The 19,661-nt window shown below is 60.9% G+C and carries 22 protein-coding genes; 11 read left to right on the top strand and 11 right to left on the bottom strand.

Going from position 1 to position 19,661, the window contains the following annotated elements; all coding sequences use genetic code 11:
- From ACJWXQ_RS11785 to ACJWXQ_RS11825, 9 genes are all read left to right on the top strand, one after another.
- A partial coding sequence (locus tag ACJWXQ_RS11785; RefSeq protein WP_406672876.1) for a putative 2OG-Fe(II) oxygenase occupies nt 1-663 on the top strand: 663 nt, incomplete at its 5' end.
- Nucleotides 660-1,622, top strand: a complete 963-nt coding sequence (locus ACJWXQ_RS11790; protein ID WP_406672877.1) for a prolyl hydroxylase family protein — start codon at nt 660-662, stop codon at nt 1,620-1,622. The genes ACJWXQ_RS11785 and ACJWXQ_RS11790, both read left to right, overlap by 4 nt.
- A 261-nt stretch (nt 1,623-1,883) precedes the next feature.
- Nucleotides 1,884-2,669 carry a DUF3450 domain-containing protein gene (locus tag ACJWXQ_RS11795; RefSeq protein WP_346050397.1) on the top strand — a complete coding sequence of 262 codons (786 nt, stop codon included), beginning with the start codon at nt 1,884-1,886 and terminating at the stop codon, nt 2,667-2,669.
- Nucleotides 2,666-4,021: a MotA/TolQ/ExbB proton channel family protein gene (locus ACJWXQ_RS11800; protein ID WP_346050395.1), complete on the top strand. Its 1,356-nt coding sequence runs from the start codon at nt 2,666-2,668 to the stop codon at nt 4,019-4,021. Before ACJWXQ_RS11795 ends, ACJWXQ_RS11800 begins: the two co-directional genes overlap by 4 nt.
- Entirely contained in the window at nt 4,018-4,542 is a 525-nt protein-coding gene (locus ACJWXQ_RS11805; protein WP_346050393.1) for a MotA/TolQ/ExbB proton channel family protein, read from the top strand. The genes ACJWXQ_RS11800 and ACJWXQ_RS11805 overlap by 4 nt, the downstream gene beginning before the upstream one ends.
- A gap of 13 nt (nt 4,543-4,555) precedes the next feature.
- The gene (locus tag ACJWXQ_RS11810) at nt 4,556-4,954 is read left to right on the top strand and encodes a biopolymer transporter ExbD (protein WP_346050391.1); all 399 of its coding nucleotides are present in this window, start codon (nt 4,556-4,558) and stop codon (nt 4,952-4,954) included.
- 45 nt (nt 4,955-4,999) lie between these two features.
- Nucleotides 5,000-5,419 carry a biopolymer transporter ExbD gene (locus ACJWXQ_RS11815; RefSeq protein ID WP_346050389.1) on the top strand — a complete coding sequence of 140 codons (420 nt, stop codon included), beginning with the start codon at nt 5,000-5,002 and terminating at the stop codon, nt 5,417-5,419.
- Nucleotides 5,419-6,048, top strand: coding sequence for an energy transducer TonB (locus tag ACJWXQ_RS11820; protein WP_346050387.1), 630 nt, complete (start codon nt 5,419-5,421; stop codon nt 6,046-6,048). Before ACJWXQ_RS11815 ends, ACJWXQ_RS11820 begins: the two co-directional genes overlap by 1 nt.
- On the top strand, nt 6,048-7,295 hold the full coding sequence (locus tag ACJWXQ_RS11825) for a tetratricopeptide repeat protein (protein WP_346050545.1): 1,248 nt from the start codon (nt 6,048-6,050) through the stop codon (nt 7,293-7,295). The genes ACJWXQ_RS11820 and ACJWXQ_RS11825 overlap by 1 nt, the downstream gene beginning before the upstream one ends.
- Nucleotides 7,296-7,461: 166 nt before the next feature.
- Here the strand turns inward: ACJWXQ_RS11825 and ACJWXQ_RS11830 are convergent, their stop codons facing one another.
- The gene (locus tag ACJWXQ_RS11830) at nt 7,462-8,166 is read right to left on the bottom strand and encodes a lysophospholipid acyltransferase family protein (protein ID WP_346050385.1); all 705 of its coding nucleotides are present in this window, start codon (nt 8,164-8,166) and stop codon (nt 7,462-7,464) included.
- A gap of 117 nt (nt 8,167-8,283) precedes the next feature.
- Between ACJWXQ_RS11830 and xerD the strand changes: the two genes are divergently transcribed.
- Nucleotides 8,284-9,201, top strand: a complete 918-nt coding sequence (xerD, locus tag ACJWXQ_RS11835; RefSeq protein WP_346050383.1) for a site-specific tyrosine recombinase XerD — start codon at nt 8,284-8,286, stop codon at nt 9,199-9,201.
- Between the two features lie 16 nt (nt 9,202-9,217).
- Here xerD and ACJWXQ_RS11840 read toward each other — a convergent pair whose 3' ends face one another.
- The 10 genes from ACJWXQ_RS11840 to metG form a co-directional block, all read right to left on the bottom strand.
- On the bottom strand, nt 9,218-9,967 hold the full coding sequence (locus tag ACJWXQ_RS11840; RefSeq protein WP_346050381.1) for a DsbC family protein: 750 nt from the start codon (nt 9,965-9,967) through the stop codon (nt 9,218-9,220).
- A 99-nt stretch (nt 9,968-10,066) separates the two neighbouring features.
- Nucleotides 10,067-10,498, bottom strand: coding sequence for a DUF1841 family protein (locus ACJWXQ_RS11845; protein WP_346050544.1), 432 nt, complete (start codon nt 10,496-10,498; stop codon nt 10,067-10,069).
- Nucleotides 10,499-10,519: 21 nt separating this feature from the next.
- The gene (gene nth / locus ACJWXQ_RS11850) at nt 10,520-11,152 is read right to left on the bottom strand and encodes an endonuclease III (protein ID WP_346050379.1); all 633 of its coding nucleotides are present in this window, start codon (nt 11,150-11,152) and stop codon (nt 10,520-10,522) included.
- Nucleotides 11,149-11,817, bottom strand: a complete 669-nt coding sequence (locus tag ACJWXQ_RS11855; protein ID WP_346050377.1) for an electron transport complex subunit E — start codon at nt 11,815-11,817, stop codon at nt 11,149-11,151. Before ACJWXQ_RS11855 ends, nth begins: the two co-directional genes overlap by 4 nt.
- Nucleotides 11,818-11,832: 15 nt before the next feature.
- Complete coding sequence (rsxG, locus tag ACJWXQ_RS11860; RefSeq protein WP_406672878.1) at nt 11,833-12,492, bottom strand: electron transport complex subunit RsxG; 660 nt, start codon at nt 12,490-12,492, stop codon at nt 11,833-11,835.
- A 39-nt stretch (nt 12,493-12,531) separates the two neighbouring features.
- Complete coding sequence (rsxD, locus tag ACJWXQ_RS11865; protein ID WP_406672879.1) at nt 12,532-13,569, bottom strand: electron transport complex subunit RsxD; 1,038 nt, start codon at nt 13,567-13,569, stop codon at nt 12,532-12,534.
- On the bottom strand, nt 13,569-15,062 hold the full coding sequence (gene rsxC / locus ACJWXQ_RS11870; RefSeq protein ID WP_374729185.1) for an electron transport complex subunit RsxC: 1,494 nt from the start codon (nt 15,060-15,062) through the stop codon (nt 13,569-13,571). Before rsxC ends, rsxD begins: the two co-directional genes overlap by 1 nt.
- A 130-nt stretch (nt 15,063-15,192) precedes the next feature.
- Nucleotides 15,193-15,750 carry an electron transport complex subunit RsxB gene (rsxB, locus tag ACJWXQ_RS11875; RefSeq protein ID WP_346050369.1) on the bottom strand — a complete coding sequence of 186 codons (558 nt, stop codon included), beginning with the start codon at nt 15,748-15,750 and terminating at the stop codon, nt 15,193-15,195.
- A gap of 247 nt (nt 15,751-15,997) precedes the next feature.
- Entirely contained in the window at nt 15,998-16,579 is a 582-nt protein-coding gene (gene rsxA / locus ACJWXQ_RS11880; RefSeq protein WP_346050367.1) for an electron transport complex subunit RsxA, read from the bottom strand.
- Between the two features lie 153 nt (nt 16,580-16,732).
- Nucleotides 16,733-18,811 (bottom strand): methionine--tRNA ligase, encoded by a 2,079-nt coding sequence (gene metG / locus ACJWXQ_RS11885; protein WP_346050365.1) that lies wholly within the window; start codon nt 18,809-18,811, stop codon nt 16,733-16,735.
- A gap of 148 nt (nt 18,812-18,959) precedes the next feature.
- Between metG and ACJWXQ_RS11890 the strand changes: the two genes are divergently transcribed.
- Nucleotides 18,960-19,661, top strand: a 702-nt coding sequence (locus tag ACJWXQ_RS11890) for a P-loop NTPase (RefSeq protein ID WP_406672880.1), incomplete at its 3' end; no start/stop codon positions are given.

Consider the following 19,661-nt stretch of genomic DNA (forward strand, 5'->3'; position numbering starts at 1 on the left):
AAGCCGGAGATTCGGGCCGCCTTCGCCTCCCCATTGGTGCGTTATCGCGGTCTCATGAGCGACCAGGAGCGGGAGACCCTCCGGGAGATGTTTATTCGCGAGGCCAGTGACCCTGCTCGAGGGAATGCCGTGCTACCGGGAACGGTGACCCGCGAGGTCTTTGAAAGCGAATGGGATCTGTTCGAGCGTGATGAGCCGCTCTTGCAGCGACTGCGGGAGTACTGCCTTGGCGGCACGCTCCGTGCCATTCGGGATATCAATCGCTACAGCCAGGAACAGATGGCCCAGGTTCGGCTCAGGGCGCAGGCCTGGTTTCATGTGACCCGCGGTGCCGGGTTCGCGGCCCCGCACAATCACCCCATGGCATCCTGGTCCGGGGTGTTCTGTGTCGATCCGGGAGATAGGGATTCGGAGTTTCAGCACAACGGTGTGCTGCGTTTCTTTGATCCCCGCACGGGTTCCAATATGTATATGGATGCGGGCAATGCACAGCCTCAGGGGGTATTCGCGGTGGGCAGTCAGAATTTTGTCCTCGAAAGCGGGGATCTGATTCTGTTTCCTTCCTACCTGCTCCATGAAGCAGCCCCGTATTTTGGTGAGCGAGAGCGGATTACCGTGGCCTTCAATGTTCAGACCCAGGGGCTGGTGGATTTCCACCTATGACGCCCCGGGCACTTGAACTGTTGCTGGACATCCTCGCCAAACGCAGTGAGGGTGCACCGCTTTCCAATCCTCGGATCGAGGCCTTCGCCGAGAGTGAAGCGGATTTCGCAGAATTGTGGCTGTGTCATGCCATTGGCAGCGATGCGACGCCGGATGAAATAGCCCGGATTCTTGCCATCCTGGTGGATGCGCACCAAGGCGGGCCCCGCTATCAGCAGATACTGGGGTGCCTGAGCGAGCTTTGGACGGTGGTTCTGATCGGCTCCTCAGCTGATCAGGATTCCCATGCAACGCCCAGACAGGCTGCCGAGCACGTAGTGGCCGGGATTCGAGCCCTGGGCTCACCCGAGCCCCTCGATTTCAATCAGCCAGTGCGTCAATCCGACTTGAATCTGCCCCAATCGCTGCTTGCGGGGCTGATCGACTATGCCCGTCCGGGGTTGAAGCCCGCGACGGTTAACCGCCAGGCGCTCCACAAGCTCGTCAGGGACAGCAGCGACGCCTTTTTACCTGTTCCCACAAGAGACCCCTTGGTGGCCTCGTTGGAGCGCCTTATGGCTCATCAGGCGGGCGTTTCCCTTGCCCAGGCGGAGCCCATGGTGGTGTTGCGCTATCAGCCAGGGCAGCAATACCGCTGGCATCGGGATTATCGCCCACCCGATCCGCCCGGCAAGCCAGGCGAGATTGCCCGTTTCGGACAGCGGGTTCATACGGCAATCCTTTATCTGAATGACGACTACACCGGGGGCGAAACCGAGTTTCGGGACTGGCAGGTCAGCATCAATCCCCGGTCGGGGCAGGTGCTTTCATTTCCCAGTGTCGATGCTGGCGGTGAAATTGACCCGGCCAGCATTCATCGGGGAGCGCCTGTGTCCGAAGGTGAAAAATGGATTGCAACCCTATGGTTTCGGGGGCGTGATTTGTGGCATCGTAAAGGTCTGCTGATCAGCAATGGTTGACTGCTCGGCTCGGACATATTGACCCGATTCCCTTGGTGGATTGCGGGCGAAATGGCCCAAAAAAAATCCTGTGTTGTTGTTTTGCTACATCAAAAATGTTTAAAACGGCTTTTAAAACAAGATGTTAAGCATGGGTGAATTATGGGTTTCATGATCCAGTGCACTTTGGTACTTTAGTTTGGTTTCCATATACGCCAGATTCGTTGATTCGATCTGGCGTTGGTTCAATCTCGTTCGCCTTCTAATCGCAAGGTAGTAGATATGCCTAAAACACATCGTTTACTGGTAGCAGCGGTCAGTGCCGGCACGCTTCTTCTCGGCGCTTCCGGGGTTGCCACTTCGCAACCCGAGGCACTGCAGACCTCTCTGCAGGTGGAACGCCAGATCAGTCAGGCCGCACGGGCCTCCCAGGAGCGGGTCGACAACCTCGCTCAGGAAACCCGTGAAATGCTGTCCGAGTATCTGGACGTTCGGCAGCAGACCGACCGGCTTTCCATCTATAACGACCAGGTGGAGCGCCTGATCCGGTCTCAGGAAGAAGAAAAGCGCTCTCTCGAAGAGCAGCTGGAAGAAGTGGAAGTGGTCGAGCAGGAGATCTATCCGCTGATGATTCGGATGATCGAGAGCCTCGAGCGCTTCGTGGAGCTGGATGTGCCCTTCCTGCCGGAAGAGCGCGCGGAACGCATCGAGCGTCTCTGGTCTACCCTGGACCGCTCTGATGTGACCATCTCCGAGAAGTATCGGAATGTGATGGAGGCCTACCAGACCGAGGCCGAGTATGGTCGGAACATGGAGGCCTATCGCGGCAATCTGGAAATGAATGGCCAGGAACGGAATGTGGATTTCCTGCGGGTTGGTCGTCTCATGCTGGCCTACCAGACGCTGGATCGGGAAGAGACCGGTTTCTGGAACCCGGTTACCCGCGATTGGGAGCGACTGCCTGACCGTTATCGGAGTCCGATCAATGAGGGCATCCGCATCGCCCGTCAGCAGGCCGCTGTCGATATCCTGCAACTTCCTGTCCCGGCTCCGGAGCGTGTGCAATGAATTTCATCAAGCGAACTCTGATTCTATTCGGCCTGGTGGCGTTTGCAGCCCCCGCAATGGCCCAGGACCAGCAGGCGACCACGCTGGATGAGCTCCTGCAGCAGGTCCGGGAAGCCCGGACAGAGGCTGCCGAGCGGCACCAGGAGCGTGAGCGTCGTTTCATCGAGGCCCGCGACGAGCAGCAACAGATGCTGGACGATGCACGCCGTGCCCACGAGCGCGAGGAGCAACGTCGTGATCGCCTTTCCAGGTCCTTCGAAGAAAATGAAGAAGCCCTGACCGAGCTGAACGATCGCCTGCAGGTGCGCATGGGTGCATTGGGTGAGTTGTTCGGTGTGGTTCGTCAGGTATCGGGTGATGCCCAGGGCATCGTGCGTAACTCCATCGTTTCCGCCCAGATGCCGGGTCGTGGCGATATGGTTGCCCGTCTTGCCGAAACCCGCGCACTGCCCTCCATCGATCAGCTGGAGAATCTCTGGTTCCTGTTCCAGGAAGAGATGACCGAGTCCGGCAAGGTCGTGCGTTACCCCACTACCATTGTCCGTGCTGACGGTACGCGTGAAGACGTGGACGTGGTTCGGGTCGGTGTGTTCAACACCATTTACCAGGACAAGTTCCTTCGCTACCTGCCCGAAACCGGGCAGCTGGTTGAACTGGGTCGCCAGCCTGCCGGTCGCTATCAGAGCATGGCGGGCAGCCTGTACAGTGCCGAGCAAGGCTCCATCACCGGCATGGCAGTGGACCCCTCCCGGGGCAGTCTGCTGGCTCTGTTGATTCAGACGCCGTCCCTGGGTGAGCGCATCCAGCAGGGTGGTCCTCCGGGCTATGTCATTATTGCCTTGGGTATCATCGGCCTGTTGCTGGTTCTCGAGCGGCTCATCTTCCTGACCATGGCCGGCCAGCGGATCAAGGCCCAGGTCGGTTCCGGCAAGCCCAACCCCAACAACGCCTTGGGTCGCGTCATGGGTGCTTACGCCGAGAACAAGGACGATGACGTCGAGACTCTGGAGCTGAAGATCGACGAGGCCATCCTCAAGGAGACCCCGGCACTTGAAGCCAGACTCGGCGCGATCAAGATCATTTCCGCCGTGGCGCCACTGCTGGGTCTGCTGGGTACCGTGGTCGGTATGATCCGCACCTTCCAGATGATTACCCTGTTCGGTGCCGGTGACCCGCAGCTCATGGCTGACGGTATCTCCCAGGCCCTGATGACCACCGCCATGGGTCTGACCGTTGCCATTCCGCTGGTGCTCCTGCACGCCGTCGTGGCTGCACAGAGCAAGAAGCTCATCCAGATTCTGGAAGAGCAGAGCACCGGGATCATTGCTAGCCATGCGGAAAAACAGAAATGATCTGGATTGCTGAATCATACGCGGCACTCCGCGACTTTTTTGAGGCGGGCGGGGATGTGCTCTGGGCCATCCTGGCAGTCACCATCCTGCTCTGGACATTCATCCTGGAGCGGCTCTGGTACTTCCGGATGGTCCAGCCCGCCAAGACTCAGAAGGCGCTGGAGACCTGGAACAACATGTCGGACCACGACAGTTGGCAGGCGCGACAGATTCGCGAAAGACTTCTGTCGGAAATCCGCGTGGATGCCGGTCAGTTCATCTTTTACATCAAGACCATGGTTGCCGTGCTGCCCCTTTTGGGGCTGCTCGGCACCGTGACCGGTATGATCCAGGTCTTCGATGTCATGACGGTCCTGGGAACCGGGAACCCGCGCGCCATGGCGGGTGGTGTCTCCGCGGCAACCATTCCCACAATGTCCGGCATGGTGGCAGCACTGTCCGGCCTCTACTTCGGCGCCAGTCTCGACAAGCGTGCCAAGGTAGAGGTTGAGCGGGCTGCGGACCTGCTCCGGTATCACTGAGGGGTAAACAACCATGCGGCGAAAGCATCGTAGACAGGAGGAAAGCGCCGAGGTCAACGTGACCCCACTCCTGGATATTGTCTTCATCATGCTGATCTTCTTCATCGTGACCGCTTCATTCGCGAGAGAGTTTGGTATTGATGTGGACCGCCCGTCCGACGAGCCCGCCGAGGTTCAGCAGGAAGTGGATGTGGTCTTTATCGAGATCACGCAAGCGGGCCAGATTCAGGTGGATAACCGGACCGTGGACATCCGGGCGGTTGAGGCCAACGTGCAAAACCTGCTGTCGGCCAACCCGGACGCACCAGTGGTCGTGTCCGCACACCCGGATGCCGAGTCCGGGCTCCTGGTTCGCGTTATTGACCAGGCCCGGCGCGCTGGTGCCGACAATGTTTCCATCGCCACTAACTGACGGGGCTGATGCCCCGTCAGGGCGACTCTGACAGACGGTAGAGACATGGCCAGAAGACAGGTACAAGCTCAGGCTGAGGAAGACGACGAGATCAACATGACGCCGATGCTGGACATCGTGTTCATCATGCTGATCTTTTTCATCGTGACCAGCTCCTTTATCCGGGAGACGGGGATTGATCCCCTGCGCCCCGAAGCTCAGACGGCAACCGAGCAGGCACGAGGCAATATCCTGATCGGCGTCTCCCCCACAGGTGAGATCTGGATGAACCAGGAGAATATCGAACTGGGCCAGGTCCGACCGATGGTGGAAGACATGCTCTCACAGAACCCGGAGAGCACTGTTGTTGTCGTATCTGATGAGACGGCTACAACCGGCCGTGTGATTGAGGTGATGGATGAAGTCCGCCGTGCCGGTGTGACGGATATTGCCATCGCCACCGAGGGCCGGGGAGGACAGTTGTAATGCGGTATTTGATGGCACTGGTAGGTGGTGTGGTCGTGGCGGTGCTCTTGTTCGTATTCATGCAGCGCATGATCATGACCGACGAGGACGGCGCCCCGAGTCTGGATGACGGCGAACGGATTGATTTCATCCGCGTCGAGCGGGACGAGCAGGTTCGAGAGCGTCAGAGACAGCGGCCGGAAGAACCTGATGAGCCGGAGCCGCCGCCGCCGCCGCCGGAAATGGAGATTCAGCAGGATCAGCCACCGGATGCTCCCCAGATGGACTTCGATATGCCCCAGCTCGATATCCCCACGGGGATGGAAGGCGGTGCCTTCGTTGGTGGGCGCAGCGGTGGTGAGGGTTCCGGTGATGGGGATGTGGTCCCGATCGTCAGAATCGAGCCCCAATGGCCCCGAGAGGCCCTGATGCAGGGCATTGAGGGTTGGGTCCGGGTTGAGTTCACCATTCGCGAGGACGGCTCCGTCGCCAATCCGCGTGTGCTTGAATCGGAACCCCGCCGACTGTTCGATCGGGCAGCCCTGCGGGCCATTACCCGCTGGCGCTTCCGGCCACGTATCGTCGATGGTCGTCCTGTGGAGCGTCAGGCTACCCAGACCATTGAGTTCAACCTGGAGGATGCCCAGTGATGATACGGTCTGCGCAATTTCTGATCTGGGGCGTGTCCCTGGCTCTCGCCCTCACACTCTGGAGTCTTCCTGCGGTGTCTCAGGATGGTCCCGGATTGATGTCCCAGACGACCCATAACCGTCTGGAGCGGATCTGGGAGGCCATTGAGGAAGAGGAATATGACGAGGCCCGGGAACAGATCACCCGTTTGATGGATCGGGTCCGCAATGATCACGAGAGGGCCCACACCCTGCGTGCCTCCGGTTTCCTCCACTCGACTCTGGAGGAATTTGATCAGGCGCTGGAGGATTTCGAGCGTGTGATTGAGCTGGATGCCCTGGGTTCGGAGGCAACGGTGGATCTGTTGCTGAATGTCGCCCAGCTCCACGCCATGGAAGAGAACTTCGAACGGTCGATCGAGTACATCGATCGCTACCTTGCCTATGGCGAAGAGAATATCGAGGATTTCAGGCCCCGCCCTCGGGTGTACCAACTGGCGGCCCAGTCCCATCTCCAGCTCAATCAGTTTCGTGAGGCCTTGCCGTATATTGATACGGCCATCGAGCTCTCTGAACAGCCGAATGAATCCTTCTATCGGGTGAAGTTTACGATTCACGCTGAATTGGAGGAATTCCAGGAAGCGGCTGATACGCTTCAGGACATGCTTGAGCATTGGCCGGACAACATGCGTTACTGGTATCAGCTGTTCGGCATGTTCATGGAGCTGGGCAATGAGGAAGGTGCGCTTGGTGCGCTCGCCGTCCCTTATCGTAAGGGCCTGTTCGACGATACCGACCACTACGTCAATCTCTATCGGCTCTACATGTTCGAGAATGCGCCCTTCGAAGGCGCACAGGTCCTGGCTGCGGGAATGGACGCTGGCGAGGTGCCTCGAAACGAGCGCTATCTCGGCCAGTTGGCAAACGCCTACGTTCGTGCTGAAGAGACCGACAGGGCCATATCCGTGTTGGAAGAGCTGGCCGAAGTGGAGGGCAGCGGTGAGCCCTGGTTCCGTATCGCTCAGCTTGAGCAGCAGCGAGGAAGGTGGGAGCAGCTGGAATCTGCCGCCACAAGAGCTTATGAGCTCGGCGGGCTGGACCGTCCCGGCATGGCCCTCGTGTTGATGGGCCGAGCCGCTGCCGAGCAGCAGCAATGGGATCGCGCCCACACGGCCTTCAGCCGCGCCATGGAGTATGAAGACGCCGAACGCCAGGCTCGACAATGGATTTCCTTTGTGGAGGAAGAGCGGCAGCTCCGCGAGCAGTAAGTCGCTCTGCTGGTTTGCAGGTGGTCAAGCCCCGGTGAGGCATCGCCGGGGCTTTTTTGTGGCTGCTGATTACCTCTGCTGGTGACTGTTGAACTCACCGCGACCGAGGAAGGACGGGCCGCAAGCCAGGCTCAAGAAGCCCTGGTCTGGGATCTTGTTGACGCCCTCAGGATTGATCCCGCTCCCGACACGGCTCAGGAAGTTCCGAAAGGATTCGACGACGAGCTTCCTGCTGGAGCCGCAGCCTTTCCGTTCGGCTTTTTCCCCGCGGGGGCACATCTGGATGAATGATGACCTCGATCCGGCCGGGCGCAGGTAGCCATATCCGTGCCGGTAGTGCCTGACGGCTGCCGCGAATGGTCACCGGCACAACGGTCATCCCGGTCCGGACAGCGGTGACGAAGGCACCCGCACGAAAGGGCAGCAAGCCGGGTTCTTGCGTGAAGGTCCCTTCCGGAAACATGCCAATGGCATCCCCCCGGGCTGCACGCTGCAATATGGTGCGGCTGTCACCGCGTCCACGCAGGCTGCCGGAGCGGTCGACGAACAGGGAACCCAGTCGACGCAGCAGCAACCCCACGAGCGGTACCGAGGCCATTTCCCGCTTGATTACGAAACTGAAGCGGGGCGGGAGCAGGGCGGTGAGGATAATCCCGTCCAGATAGGAGGCGTGGTTCGCGACCACGATGCAACTGTCCTCGGGCATCCGGTCCAGTCCCTCCAGCTCCAGTCTGAGCCCCATTATCCGCAGCAATACGCGACTGGCGAAGCTCGCCAATTGGCGCCGTCTTTGCCTGCCGGGTGCGAGGACGATGACCGGCGTGCTCAGCAGTGCCCAGCCCATGCCGAGAGGAAGACTGATGATGGCCAACAGGCGCCAGGGACTGCGTGGAGACGACTTTCGGTACGGTGGGCGAGCAGTAGGGTTTGATTTTGACATAATATCCAGTTAGTTTATCCCCCAACACCCACGATCAAGGCGAAAGGCATGGATCAAGAGACAGGCCCGACCAAGTCTGCCACCGATGCGCCTATCGAGCGTTTCCTGGATGCCATGTGGATGGAGCGCGGCTTGTCGGAGAACACTCTTTCGGCGTACCGGGCCGACCTCCAGAACTTGCGCCAGTGGGTTGAGGCTCAGCAACTCGACCTCGTGGCTCTGGAGCGAGAGGATATTCTGGAGTTTTTGGCCTGGCGAGTCCAGAAGGGCGCCCGGCCGCGATCCACGGCCAGGCAGCTCTCCAGCATTCGCCGTTTTTTCCGTTTTCTTGTCAGAGAGGGGCAGCGCAGTGACGACCCCTCGGCGGAAATTGACATGCCACGTCTGGGGCGCCCGCTGCCCCGTTCCCTCGGAGAAGAAGAAGTCGAGGCCCTGCTGGCCGCGCCGGAAACGGACAAGCCCCTGGGCCTTCGAGATCGGGCCATGCTAGAACTGCTCTACGCGACTGGTTTGCGGGTCTCCGAGCTGGTGGGGCTGCGCCTGGACCAGGTCAACCTCCAGCAGGGCGTCATTCGAATCAGGGGCAAGGGCGACCGGGAACGCCTGGTTCCCATTGGTGAGGAGGCCCAGGGGTGGTTGCACCGCTATGTCAGTGAAGCACGTCAACAGATCCTGGGGGGGCGCGAGAGCCCCTGCCTGTTTCCGACCCGCCGCAGCCAGAGCATGACGCGTCAGGCATTCTGGCACATCATCAAGCGCTACTCGCAGCGGGCCGGCATATCCAGCGGCCTCTCACCTCATACCCTGCGCCATGCCTTTGCAACCCATCTACTGAACCACGGGGCAGATTTGCGAGTAGTGCAGATGCTGCTGGGGCACAGTGATGTCTCCACGACGCAAATCTATACCCATGTGGCTCGAGAGCGGCTCAAGAGCCTGCACCAGTCCCATCACCCCAGGGGATAGGCGGTAAGGGACTGGCTCAGCGATCCCCTTCGTGGGATCTGATCTCGTCCAGCATCCTCGCCACCGGCAGGTAGCCGCGGATCATATGACCGGAATCGGTGATGATTGCCGGGGTGCCCGTGACCTGCATCTGGCGGCCTAGCTGGAAATGATTCGCCGTGGGCGTCTGATCGCAGACATCGCTGTCCGGTGTACCTCCGCTCTTGGCATAGTCCATGGCCGCATTCCGGTCATCAGCACACCAGACACGATCCGATTTTTCCCAGGCCGGGCTCTGTTCGCCGCCGCGGGGATAGAACAGGTAATGGACGGTAACCCCGGCCTCATTCAGGTCATCCATGTCCCGGTGCAATTGCCGACAATAACCACAGTCAATATCCGTGAATACGGTCACGCTGTATTGCTCGTTCTCCGCCGGGTAACTGATGCGGCTGTCTGGGTCTACCTGCGCCAGAACGTCTCGGCGTGCGTCGGCACGGGCCCGCTCAGTCAGGTTGTCCCGGCTGGGCAGGTGGATCAGATCCCCCTGGAAAAGATGCTCACCGGAGTCGTCCACGTAGACAATGTCCGGTCCGACGCGCAGCACCCACCAGCCGTCTACATCGGCCCGGGAGAGCTGGCTTTCCTCGATGGGCAGATTGGGCAGATGCTCCTGCAGGGCCTCGATGATTTTCTCTCGGTCCCCGGCCGCGGCGGGAAGACTCAGGGAAAGCCCGAGCAGGAAAATGGCGGCAATGGTCATTGAAAGACTGGTTCTTCTGAACATGGTTACTCCGCTTGGCTGCTAATCGGCGCGCTGGGCGCGACGGTCTGGCCCAATATTGCCAATGGTCCATCATAGCAAGTCGCGGGCAGGATTGTTTTGTTACAGGCCGGCGAGTCGACGCACGCGGGCTAGATAGTGTTTCTCGTCGGGGGGCAGGCCCTGACGCTGGGCTTGCCAGAGCACATCGCCCAGGATTTCCATGATCTCATGCTCTGCCCGCATGACGCTGCCCAGCCGTTGACACAGGGCCGTATGGGCTTCCCGAATACCCGGCGGTCGGTCGGTACTGAGTTGTTCCCGAATGGTGATGTGCATGCCCATGTGCAGGAAGGGGTTTTCCTCACCCGTGTCGGGGGTCCACTCCTGAGCGACACCCCGCTCACCGGATTCCAGCAAGCGGTGATACTCGGGGTGTTCCTGAATCACGTCAGCGATGATTCTTTCCAGGTCCTGGAGGGGTTCCCCGGCCTGTGCCTTGGCCCAGGTCTGGATGAACATCTGCCGGATCTGATCTCGGTTAGCGTCGAACATAGGGGCAAGTGACAAGCTCTCTCATACGGGTTTCTCCGGCCATTCGCACAGGTCGGCGATGGGACAGTTGTAGCAATCGGGCTTGCGGGCCTTGCAGACATAGCGGCCATGCAGGATCAGCCAGTGGTGAGCATCTTTCTTGAATTCCGCCGGGGTGGTCCTGAGAAGGCGGTCTTCCACCGCGCGAGGGGTCTTGCCGGGGGCCAGGCGGGTGCGGTTGGCGACCCGGAAAATATGAGTATCCACTGCGATGGTCGGTTCCCCGAAAGCCGTATTGAGGATGACGTTGGCCGTCTTGCGACCAACCCCCGGCAGGGCTTCCAGTGCCTTTCGATCTCTGGGGACCTCGCCACCGTGCCTTTCCAGCAGAATCCTGCAGGTTTTGATCAGATTGGCGGCCTTGCTGTTGTACAGACCAATGGTCTTGATGTGCTCCTTGAGTCCTTCCTCACCCAGGGACAGAATGCTCTCCGGCGTATTGGCCACGGGGAACAGGCGTGCTGTGGCCTTGTTGACCCCCACATCAGTCGCCTGGGCTGACAACAGCACCGCAACCAGCAGCTCAAAGGGCCCGCTGTAGTTGAGCTCGGTCGTGGGCTCGGGATTGGCGGCCCGCAGCCGTTGAAAGATTTCCGTCCGCTTTTCCCGGTTCATGCTCTGGCTTCCTTGGCCGAGCTGGCGGATGCTCGCTGTTGTCGGGCATCGATCCAGTTCTTTGCCGCGACCAGCAATCCCAGCCCAATAAAGGCACCGGGCGGCAGGACCGCCAGCAGCAGGCCGTCATAGGCGGGAATGGGTTGAAGCGTGAGGTCGACGGCTGCGCCAAACATCATCTCCGCGCCGGCCAGCAAGGTCCCCTGCCCAAGCAGTTCCCGCATGGCCCCCAGGACCACCAGAACCGCCGTGAAGCCCAGGCCCATGGCCAGGCCATCGACAAAGGCACGTGGCACGGGATTGCGGGAAGCGAACGCTTCCGCCCGACCAATGATGGTGCAATTGGTGACGATCAGCGGAATGAATATCCCCAGAACCCGGTACAGGTCATGGAAGAAGGCGTTCATGGCCAGTTCCACGGCCGTGACCAGGGAGGCGATGATCATGACGAAGACCGGAATCCGTATCTCCGGATGGACCGCGTGGCGAATGAAGGATACCGCCAGGTTGGAGCCGATCAGGACAATGGTCGTGGCGATCCCTAGCCCAAGACCGTTGATGGTCGTGCCGGTCACCGCCAGCAAAGGGCACAGGCCCAGTAGCTGCACCAGGCCAGGGTTGTTGGTCCACAGGCCCTCGCGGGCGATGTCGCGGTAAGTGCTCATAAGAGAGTGGACGGTTCACCGGGAACTTGAGGTTTCTTCGGCAGTCTCGGGGAAAATCAGTTGTCTGTTCGCCTCGAAGTATACCAAACCTCGGCGTACAGCCCGGACCACGGCGCGGGGGGTGATGGTGGCGCCGGTAAACTGGTCGAACTCGCCGCCATCGGCTTGCACCTGCCATTTCTTCTCCGGCTCCTCGCCCAGGGATCGACCCTCGAAGTCGTGGATCCAATCCGAGCGGCGAACCTCAATGGGGTCTCCAAGGCCCGGCGTTTCCGAGTGCCGGGTGACCCGCACACCCGCCAGCCGGCCATCCACGCGCACACCCATCAGCATGTGAATGGGGCCGCCATAGCCATCCGGTGCCACCACCGGAAAGATGGCCGCCACCGGCTCACCGTCCTCGAAGGCCCGGTGAACCATAACCGGAGTGTCCAGACTCAGGCCCGTCCCATCCGCCAGCTCCACGGTATCGCTGACCAGATCGTTGTCGTAATGATCGGCAGGCAGGATTTCCTGCAGGCTGGCCAATCGGGCCCGGCGCTCATTCTCCGCAATCCGATCTCGGGTCATCTGCTCGGTCAGGGCTACCAGACCACCCCCGACCATGGCAAAGGCGGCCAGCAATACGGCAGCGATGGCCATGGAACGGATCAGGCGGGATTGTTGTGCGCTCATGCCGGAATCCCGGAACCCAAAGCTTGAAGCCTGAAGAGCCTATTTCTCATGCCCATAAACCCTCGGTTTGGTATAGCGATCAATCAACGGTACCGCCATATTCATCATCAAGACGGCGAAGGCAACCGCATCGGGATATCCGCCCCAGGTCCGGATCACATAGATCAGCACCCCGATACCCGCCCCGTAGATCAGCCGACCCAGCCGAGTGGTGGCTGCCGACACCGGATCCGTGGCGATAAAGAAGACACAGAGCAGGGTGGCGCCGCTGAACAGATGGAAGGCCGGTGAAGCGTGGCTGTCCGGGTCAATCAGATAGAACAGGGTTGCCGGTAGCAGGACGCCAGCGAGCACCGCCACCGGAATCTGCCAGCGAATGACCTTCGTGTAGATGAGCCACAGACCGCCAATGATGATGCCATTGCCGATCCACTCCCAGCCGTAGCCACCCATATCGCCGAAGCGGGGGTCGGCGGTGATTTCGGCGATGGTACGGGCCATGCCCAGCTCGGTTTTCATCACGTCCAGGGGCGTGGCTCGGCTGATGGCATCCAGGGTGGTGGCTCCCGGCAGCTCACCGGTGAGAATGGCGACCAGTTGCGCCCAGGCATTGGGAAAGTTCCCATCGTCGACCAATTGACGCGGTGGCAACCACTGCGTCATCTCCACCGGGAATGAAATGAGCAGAACCACATAGCCGGCCATTGCCGGGTTGAAGGGGTTGTGTCCCAGCCCCCCATAGAGGTGCTTGGCGAAGATGATGGCAAAGGCTACACCGGTCACCGTGATCCACCAGGGGGTGGTCGGTGGCAGGCAGAAGGCCAGCAAAACGGCTGTGACAATTGCGCTCAGGTCGAGGAGGTGGCGCTGGATGGGCTTGCCGCGAAGATAAAGCATCAACGCTTCGGCGGCCACGGCAACAGTCGAGGCAATGATGATGTTGAATATAATGCCCCAGCCGAAGAACCAGACCCAGGCCAGCAGTGCCGGAACAAGCGCCAGCAACACCCGCAGCATCATGGTGGTGACTGAATTCTGGGGCGCCAGATGGGGCGCTGGTCCGGTCGTGAATCGCATCAGTCGCCCTTCTCGCCGCTGTCCTGTTGCCTGCGCGCCTTGACGCGAGACAGGATGGCGTCGATCTCGGATTTCACTTCCTTGTCCCCCTTCTTGCGGGCCGCCAGGCTGGCTTTCTTTTCCTCCAGGCGGCGCTTCTTCTCTTCGGCCTCTCGTGCCAGGCGGGCCTGACGCTCTTCGTAGCGGCGGCGTGCAAGCTCGGATTTCTGTCTTTCCTGCTGCCTTGCCCAGATCTCGGTCTTGGCCGCCCGGAAGTACTGTACCAGGGGGATATGGCTGGGGCAGACCACGTCGCAGCAGCCGCATTCGATGCAGTCAAACAAATGGTAGGCCTCGGCCTCTTCAAGGTCCCGGTCCCGGGCGTGCCAGTAGAGTTGTTGCGGCAGCAGGCTGGCAGGGCAGACTTCCGCGCACTCGCCGCAGCGAATGCAAGGCATGGCATGCTTCTCCGTCACTACTTCCGTGTCACTGGCAGCCAGAACGCAGGTGCTGCCCTTGACGACCGGGATCTGGTCATTACTGAGGGCGAAGCCCATCATGGGGCCACCCATGATCAGCCGCTCCGCGCTACCCGTATAGCCGCCGCAGAAGGACAGCAGATCAGCCACCGGTGTTCCCAGTCGGGCGATGACATTGCGGGGCTGGTGCACCCCCTCGCCGGTCACGGTGACCACACGCTCGGTCAGGGCTTCACCGTAATGGATCGCTCGCCAGGCAGCCAGTGCGGTACCCACATTGTGACAAATGGCACCCACATCGATGGGCAAGCCACCACTGGGCACCTCTCGACCCAGCAGGGTCTGGATCAGCTGCCGTTCTCCGCCTTCGGGATAGACGGTGGGCACCATGACCCGCTCAATGCGCTCATCCTTCGAGGCTTCAATGGCTGCATCCACTGCCGCCATGGCTTCAGGGGTGTCGGCCTCTATGGCGACCAGCGCCCTGGGACAATCCAGGGCGACAAGCATGGTTTGCACACCGGCAATGACTTCATCGGCCCGCTCCCGAAGCAGCATGTCATCACAGCTGATATAGGGCTCGCATTGGGCGCCGTTTATGATCAGCACTTCTGCTTGGCGCTCACCAGTTGGATTCAGTTTGACATGGGTGGGGAAGGCCGCACCGCCAAGCCCGGCAACGCCACACTCACGAAGGCGATTGCGCAGCCGGGAGGGATGGACCGCTGCCGGGTTTTCAATGGCCGGGCGGCTCTGCTCTTCCTCGTCCAGCCCATCGGCCTCAATCACGATGCAGTCGGCAAGCAAGCCGGAAGGATGGGGAATGGGGCGGGGCTCGACGGCAGTGACGGTGCCTGAAGTGGGTGCATGGATGGGCAGGCTGAAATAGCCCTCGGCACGAGCGATTACCTGGCCCCGCAGGACCCGCTCCCCAACCGCCACCACCGGCTCGGCGGGGTCCCCCTCATGCTGCAGCAGAGGCAGGACGTACTCAAAACCCAGCGGCAAGCGCAGCAATGGCTGCTCGGTGGACATCGCCTTACGCGGATCCAGCGCAAGGCCGCCAGGAAATCCGTGTAGTGATTGGGGGTTTTCCATTCGCGTGCCGCTTGCCTGCTTGGGTGGAAGGTCTAGTCTGCCGTGCCAGTTTCGGGAAGTGAACTTTTCACTGCTTATTCTGCCATTGCGGGATTTCATCCGGGAATGGCGGCTGCCAGTCACCGATGTCCTGGCGGCGTGGCACCATGTCAATGCAGTCCACCGGGCAAGGTTCAATGCAGAGGTCACAGCCGGTGCATTCCGACTCGATGACCGTATGCATCTGCTTTGCGGCCCCCAGAATGGCATCCACCGGGCAGGCCTGAATGCATTTGGTGCAGCCGATGCAGACATCTTCATCGATGACGGCCACTGTCGGCGCGGCTTCCTCGCCATTTTCCGGGTTCAGTGGTTTGCTTTCCCGGTCCAGGAGATCGGCCAGGGCGGTAATGGTGGCTTCGCCACCGGGGGGGCATTGGTTGATGTCCGCCTCACCGTTGGCAATGGCCTCGGCATAGGGCCGGCAGCCGGGAAAGCCGCATTGCCCGCATTGGGTCTGGGGCAGCAGGGCGTCCACCTGATCGGCCACGGGATTGCCCTCGGTGCGAAAACGCACCGCCGCAAATCCCAGCACCAGCCCGAAGGCGGCGGCAAGGCCAGAGAGTGTGAGCACTGCTTCGATCATTGTCTGATTGCTCAACAAGATAAAAGGCGATCTCGCGCAGAGACGCAAAGACGCAGAGGGAAAAACTATTGTGGGGGAGGAGTAACCGTTGTGGGAGAGGTCTTAGCTTCCACCATGCCATCAAATGGCGGGGCTGAGGTCAAAACCTCTCCCATCGCAGGTCGGCACAAGCCTCCCTTCATTCTTGCTTTCTCTGCGTCTTTGCGCGAGGCCAGCTTTTCCAGCATTTTCGATGGCTCCAGTATCGTCATCCAGCGACCAAGCCCGAAAAACCCATGAACGCCAAAGACATCATCCCCGCCGTGATCAGGCCGATGGCGGCACCCCGAAAGGGGATGGGTACATCGGCGGCAGCGAGGCGCTCGCGCAGCCCGGCAAAGAGGATCAGCACCAGGCAGAAGCCGATCGCCGCGCCGAAGCCGAAAACCACGGATTCGAAAAATCCGTGAGCCTCCTGCACATTCAACAGGGCCACCCCCAGTACCGCACAGTTGGAGGTGATCAGTGGCAGAAAGATGCCAAGCACCTGATACAGCAATGGACTGGTCTTCTTCACCACCAGTTCCGTGAACTGCACTACCCCGGCAATGACCAGGATAAAGGCAATGGTCCGCAGGTATTCAAGACCCAGGGGCGCCAGCAGCAAGGCGTTCACCAGGTAGCCGGCCACCGAGGCGATGGTGAGCACGAAAGCGGTGGCCAGGGCCATGCCGGCTGCCGTTTCCAGCTTGCGCGACACCCCCATGAAGGGGCACAGGCCCAGGAACTGGACCAGAACGAAGTTGTTCACCAGCACGGTGGCCAGGAGGATCAACGCCAGGTCGGTCATTGTGCCCTCGCCGTGTCGGAACTGATGATCATTGGGGCCTCGTCTAGGCGCATACCTGCTAATTGCCCCCTGCCGATCAGCCGGGCGGGCCACGAGCTACGAGCTGCGAGCCGGCGCCGGGTAGCGCGTTGCTCGTAGCTCGCAGCTCGCAGCTCATTTCACCCGCATCCCCGGCGTTGCCCCCGAATCCGGTTCGAGGATATGCAGGCTCTTGCCGTCACCGGCAGCCAGGACCATGCCCTCGGACAGGCCGAAGCGCATCTTCCGGGGCTTGAGGTTGGCGACCATGACGGTCAGCTTGCCTTCCAGGTCTTCAGGGGCATAGGCAGACTTGATACCGGCAAAGACCTGGCGGGTCTCGCCGCCAATGTCCAATTGCAGGCAGAGTAGCTTGTCGGCGCCTTCCACATGCTCGGCCTTGACGATTTTGGCCACACGCAGGTCAACCTTCATGAAATCATCGATGGTGCATTCCGGAGCCAGATCATCCACGGCGTTCTTCTCCTGGGGTGCTTGTTTCTTCTTGCCGGCATCGACAGCGGTCTGGGCCTCCAGATTTTCCCTGGAGGCCTCCAGCAGCTTGTCGATCTGCTCGGATTCCACGCGGGTGAGCAGGGGCTTGAACTTGCGGATCTCGTGATCGAGCAGCGGCTCGGCCAGATCCTGCCAGCGCGGGGCCTCGATATTCAGGAAATGCTCGGCCCGCTCGGCCAGGGCCGGGACGACCGGGCGAAGGTAGCCGGTGAGCACCCGGAAAAGATTCAGTGCGGCGGTGCAGATGGCCTGCACTTCAGCCAGCCTGGATTCATCCTTGGCCAGGGTCCAGGGGGCCTTTTCGCTGACATATTGATTCACCCGGTCAGCCAGGGCCATGATCTTGCGCATGGCCTGGGAGAAGGCGCGGCGCTCGTAGTCGGCGGCAATCTCTTCCGAGGCCGCGACCACTTCCTCGTAAAGGGCCTTGCCCTCGGCCTCCATGGTGTCGCCCAGGCGGTTATCGAATTTCTTGCGAATGAAGCCAGCCGTGCGGCTGGCGATGTTCACCAGCTTGCCCACCAGGTCCGAGTTCACCCGGCTGGTGAAATCAGCCAGGCTGAGATCGATGTCCTCCACCCGGTCGGAGAGCTTGGCGGCGAAGTAATAGCGCAGGTATTCCCCGTCCAGATGATCCAGCCAGGTGCGGGCCTGGATGAAGGTACCCCGGGACTTGGACATCTTCTGGCCGTCCACGGTGAGAAAACCGTGGGCCCAGACGGCGGTGGGCCGGCGAAAGCCCGCGCCATGCAGAATGGCCGGCCAGAACAGGGCATGGAAGTAGATGATGTCCTTGCCGATGAAGTGATAGACCTCGGTCTTTTCTTCCTGGCCGGCGGCCCAGAAGTCATCGAAGTTCAGGTCGTCGCGACGATCACAGAGCTGGCGGAAGCTGGCCATGTAGCCCATGGGGGCATCCAGCCAGACATAGAAATACTTGCCGGGGGCATCGGGGATCTCGAAGCCGAAGTAGGGGGCATCCCGGGAGATGTCCCAGTCCTGCAGGCCGGCATCAAACCATTCCCGAAGCTTGGCGGAGACCGCTTCCTGCAGATTGTTCTGAACCCGGCCATCAGCCCCGGTCCATTCCTTCAGCATGGCCTCGAAATCCGCCAGGCGGAAGAAATAGTGCTCCGATTCCCGCTCCACCGGCGTGGTGCCGGAAATCACCGAAACCGGGTTCTTCAGCTCTGCCGGGGAATAGGTGGCCCCGCAGACTTCACAGGAATCGCCGTACTGGTCCTCGGCGCCACACTTGGGGCATTCCCCCCGAATGAAGCGATCAGGCAGGAACATCCCTTCCTGCTCGTCATAGGCCTGGCGAATGCTGCGGGATTCGATATGCCCGGCATCCCGCAGGCGCTTGTAGATGGTCTCCGCCAGTGCCCGGTTTTCGTCCGAATGGGTGGTGTGATAGTTGTCGAAGTCCACCCGAAAGGCATCGAAATCCGCCTTGTGGCTGTCAGCAAATCGCTGAATCAGGGCCTCGGGGCTGATGCCCTCCTGGCGCGCCTTGAGCATGATGGGGGTGCCGTGGGCATCCTCTGCACAGACGTAATGACATTCATGCCCGCGCATCTTCTGGAAGCGCACCCAGATATCGGTCTGGATGTACTCCAGCAGATGCCCCAGGTGAAGGGGACCGTTGGCGTAGGGCAGGGCACTGGTGACGAGTATCCGGCGTCGCTGGTCGCTCATGAGCGGACGGGCTCCGGTTGCAATGAAAAAAGCGGGAAAATTAAGCGGTTTATTATGCCATAGCTGGCCTTGGGGCAGCAGTCCGGCGAATTCCCGCCCCGGTATTTGCTAGAATGCCGCCACCTCCCAATCACACCCCGGAAGGACCATGAGCAGCGAGATTCTCGATCGCCTAGAGCCCCTGCTGGCCGAATTCGACGACCCCATCCTGGGCCGGGCCCTGGCCGGGGCAAGAGTGACCGTGGAGGCGGAGTCTCCACTGACCCTGCGCCTGACCCTCGGCTACCCGGCCGCCGGCCTCCGTGAGGCTCTGGCTGAAGCCGCCGCCGAGTGGCTGGGGGATCGGCTGGGCGAGGCGGTCAGCATTGAGATCGACTGGGAGATCGCCAGTCATGCGGTGCAGGGCAGTTTGCGGCCCATGGCCGGGGTGAAGAATATTATCGCCGTGGCCTCGGGCAAGGGCGGGGTGGGTAAATCCACCACCGCAGCCAACCTGGCCCTGGCGCTGGCCGCCGAGGGTGCCTCGGTGGGGGTGCTGGATGCGGATATCTATGGTCCCAGCCAGCCCCAGATGCTGGGCGCCTCGGGCCGTCCCACCACCCAGGATGGCAAGAAGATGCAGCCCCTTGAGGCCCATGGCCTCAAGGTCATGTCGGTGGGTTTTCTGATGGATCCGGAGCAGCCCATGGTCTGGCGCGGGCCCATGGTCACCCAGGCCCTGAACCAGCTCATTTCCGACACCGACTGGGGTGATGTGGATTATCTGGTGGTGGACATGCCCCCGGGCACGGGCGACATTCAGTTGACCCTGGCTCAGCGTGTCCCGGTGAGTGGCGCGGTGATCGTGACC

Source organism: Natronospira sp. (genome assembly GCF_007134575.1).
Taxonomy (GTDB): Bacteria; Pseudomonadota; Gammaproteobacteria; order Natronospirales; family Natronospiraceae; genus Natronospira; species Natronospira elongata.